Source organism: Paenibacillus sp. A3 (assembly GCF_001399685.1).
In the GTDB taxonomy this organism is placed as follows: Bacteria; Bacillota; Bacilli; order Paenibacillales; family NBRC-103111; genus Paenibacillus_G.
Window position 1 is genome coordinate 1 of sequence record NZ_JTHN01000238.1, and the last position, 3485, is coordinate 3485.

Sequence of the window (3485 nt, forward strand, 5' to 3'; positions counted from 1 at the left end):
TGCGGATCGTCCGCCAGCGCGCTCCGCACGTCACCGTACACCCGGATCGTCTGCGGCAGCGGCGTGTCATACAGCCACCAGTCCGGCTCGCCGGACTCCTGGACGACGGCAACTCGCTCTTCGTTGACGACGGACGCGCTGACCGGCGTCAGCTTGTCGGCCGATTCCCACGTCCAGCCGAAACGGCGGCCGAACAGGTCGACGGCGATCGTCTTCTGCACGTCGGACGCAGTCGTCAGCACGGGTCTTGCGCCCAGCGCCGCCGCCACCTCGCGCGTCAGCTCGTTGGCTCCGCCGAGATGGCCCGACAGCACGCTGATGACATGCTCCCCTTTGTCGTCGATGACGACGATGCCGGGGTCTTTCTTTTTATCCTCAAGCAGCGGAGCGATCATCCGGACCACCGCGCCCAGCGAGATGATGCAAATGATGCCCTTATACGCCGGGAACAGCGCGGGAAACAGCAGCCGCACGCTGCCCTCGAACAATTGGATGCCTTTGGCCGCTTCGTCGCCTCGCGCGAATTTGGACATGTAATACACGTCGGCATGGGAAAACGTGCTCTGCAAACGCCGTGCCAGCTCCACGCCGTGCTTCGTAATGGCGACGACGGCGTAGTCTCCGTTCAAGCTGATCGCCGGGATTACGCCTTCCTGCAGAGCAATGGGTTGAGCGCCGTCCGCCGCGGCTCCGGGCACGTTGCCCGCCGCTGCGGCCGACACTGCCTCCGCCACCATACCTTTCCGCTCTCCGTCTCCGCCCTTCGCGCTCATCATTCCTTCACTCCTTTGCGGTAGCCGTGAGTGAACGTTTTATCGTAGAGCTTGGAGCGGTATTCGTCTTTCTCGTGGATATTCGGGTCGAGCGCCCACCCGGCCAAAATCATCGCATGCGAGCGGATGCCGTTCGTCCGCATATCCTCGTCCAGCTTCTCCAGCGTCGTGCGAACGATCAATTGATCCGGCCATGTCGCCCGCTGCACGACCGCTACCGGCGTATCGAGGCTCCAGCCCGCATCGGTCAGCTCGCGCACGACTTTTTTGGTCAGCGTCGCGCTGAGGAACAACGCGATTGTACAATGATGCGACGCCAGCTCTTTCAACTGCTCGCGGTCCGGCACCGGGGTGCGTCCCTCGGCCCGCGTCAAAATCAGCGTCTGCGTCAGATCCGGGATCGTCAACTCCGCGCCGACCGCCGCTGCGGACGCGAACACCGAGCTGACGCCCGGGATGATCTCGCAGGAGATGCCTTCTTTGGCGAGCAGCGCCTTTTGCTCCATAATCGCCCCGAACACGGCTGGATCGCCGGTATGCACCCGTGCCACAAGCTTGCCCGCTTTGACCCGGTCGGTCATGACCGCGACCATTTCCTCCAGGCTCATGCCCGCGCTTTGCAGCACCTCCGCCCCCGGCTTCGCCCGGGCAATCAGCTCCTCATTGACGAGCGAATCCGTATACAGCACGACGTCCGCTTCCTGCAGGATGCGGAGTCCTTTGACGGTGATCAAATCCGGGTCGCCGGGACCTGCTCCGATAATATAAATTTTCATCTATTTTCTCACCACCATCAGCGTCAAATATTCCAGCTCCCGTCCGGCCAGCTCCTCCATGTTGCGCCAGATCAGCTCCTCCGCAGAGGTTACCTTGGTCAAGACGGCCGCCTTGTCGACCAGCCCCAAATCGCGCAGCACGGTCAGCATCAGGTCGATGACCTTCGCTACCTTGATAAACACGACGCAGTCGTGCGTTTCAAGCGCCCGGCGCATCGCCTCGTAATCGTCGGTCGCAGGCACGACAGCCACCTGCTCGTCTCCGTCCGCCAGCGGCAGGCCGAGCCTCGACGCAGCGGCAAGCACGGAAGAGATCCCAGGTATGGATACGGCTTCCACCTCGGGATGGCGCTCCTTCATGAGCCGCATCAGGTGAATGTACGTGCTGTACAGCATCGGATCGCCTTCCGTGACAAACGCGACGTTTTTCCCTTGGCTGAGATAGCCCCATACCGTGTCAACCGTCTTGTTCCATTGCTTCTCCAGCGCTTCGCGGTCCTTCGTCATCGGGAAGGTCAGACTGACCATTTCCTTCTCCCGGGTATCGACGTACAGCTCCGTAATTGCCAAAGCGTAGCTCTTGGCCCCGGATTTCTTGCGGGGATAGGCGATGACCGGCGACTCCTTCAGCAGGCGGAACGCCTTCACCGTTATCAGCTCGGGGTCCCCCGGCCCCACGCCCAATCCGTACAATGTGCCCAGCTTACTCATCCGTTCCGTCCTCTCCTTTATCCGTCCGCTTCCGCGCTGCAATGATGTATACCGGATTCAAGCTTTCAAACCGCGTCATGTCCAAAATCGGCTTACTGCGGCTCATCTGGGTCAGCGTAATGTCCGTCACGAACCCTTCTGCGGCAAAAGCTTGCGACGCGGCGGACAAGTTCTCGATCGTCACCGCGTTCAGCACGATCCGCCCTTCCGGCTTCAGCCGGGCACAGCATACGGCCAACAGCTCGCGCAGCTCGCCGCCGCTGCCGCCGATAAAGACCGCATCAGGATCGGGAAACTGCTCCAGACCTTGGGGCGCTTTGCCGTGTACGGCGGTAATGTCCGTACGGAATTTGCGGGCGTTCTCGTGAAAATTATCCAGGTCGCCCTCGTTCTTTTCGATGGCGTACACCGCGCCTTCGCGGCATATTTTCGCCGCTTCGATCGCGACCGAGCCCGTGCAGGTGCCGATGTCCCAAACGACGCTGTCCCGCTTCAACTGCAGGGCCGCCAAGCTGAGCACACGGACTTCCTTTTTCGTGATAAGCCCTTTGTCCGGCTTCCGCTGCGCAAACTCTCCATCCTCGATGCCCAGCGCCCAGCGCGGCGATTCGGCGTCTTTGCGCATCCGCAGCACAACGACATTGAGCGGCGAAAAGTGCGTCTGCGCCATATCGGCCAGCTCCTGCAGCCCGAACCAGCCCGTCCGCTCGGCGGGTCCACCGAGGTTCTCGCCGACGAACGCGTCGTATTCGGTCATGCCGTAATTCAGCAAATAGCGCGCAATCGCCCCCGGCGTATTGTGCTCGTCCGTGAGCAGCGCCACCTTCTTCGCGCCGTCGATCCGCTGCGCCAAGCCCTGCATGCTGCGCCCGTGTACGCTGACGACCGCGGCGTCCTGCCAGCTCTCGCCGATCCGCGCAAAAGCAAGCTGCAGCGAGCTTACTTGCGGGTAAACCTCCACCCGCCCGGGCAGCTTGCCGGACAAGTAGCCTCCGATCCCGTAAAACAACGGATCGCCCGAAGCCAGCACCACCGTGTTCCGGGTTTCCGACCTCAGGCGCTCCGTTAGCTCGGACAGCCCGCTTTTGAGCACGACCTTTTCAGCGGCGGTATCGGCAAAAAACTGCAGCTGCCGCTCCCCGCCGATCAATAACCCGGTTTGCCGAATCCGGGCGAGATACGCCTGCAGTGAACCGGGCTATTGATTGGCTGTCTCTTATACACA

The 3485-nt window shown here is 61.7% G+C and carries 4 protein-coding genes; all 4 read right to left on the reverse strand.

Translation table 11 applies throughout. The annotated features are described in order from the left end of the window. The coding region (locus tag QJ48_RS30190) for a cobalt-precorrin 5A hydrolase (protein ID WP_272948169.1) at nt 1–773 on the reverse strand (773 nt) is incomplete at its 3' end. Continuing rightward, on the reverse strand, nt 773–1549 hold the full coding sequence (gene cobM, locus QJ48_RS37140; protein WP_054977064.1) for a precorrin-4 C(11)-methyltransferase: 777 nt from the start codon (nt 1547–1549) through the stop codon (nt 773–775). The genes cobM and QJ48_RS30190, both read right to left, overlap by 1 nt. Continuing rightward, nucleotides 1550–2260: a precorrin-2 C(20)-methyltransferase gene (gene cobI / locus QJ48_RS37145; protein WP_054977065.1), complete on the reverse strand. Its 711-nt coding sequence runs from the start codon at nt 2258–2260 to the stop codon at nt 1550–1552. Next, entirely contained in the window at nt 2253–3449 is a 1197-nt protein-coding gene (locus tag QJ48_RS30205) for a bifunctional cobalt-precorrin-7 (C(5))-methyltransferase/cobalt-precorrin-6B (C(15))-methyltransferase (protein WP_054977066.1), read from the reverse strand. Before QJ48_RS30205 ends, cobI begins: the two co-directional genes overlap by 8 nt. Nucleotides 3450–3485: the final 36 nt, after the last annotated feature.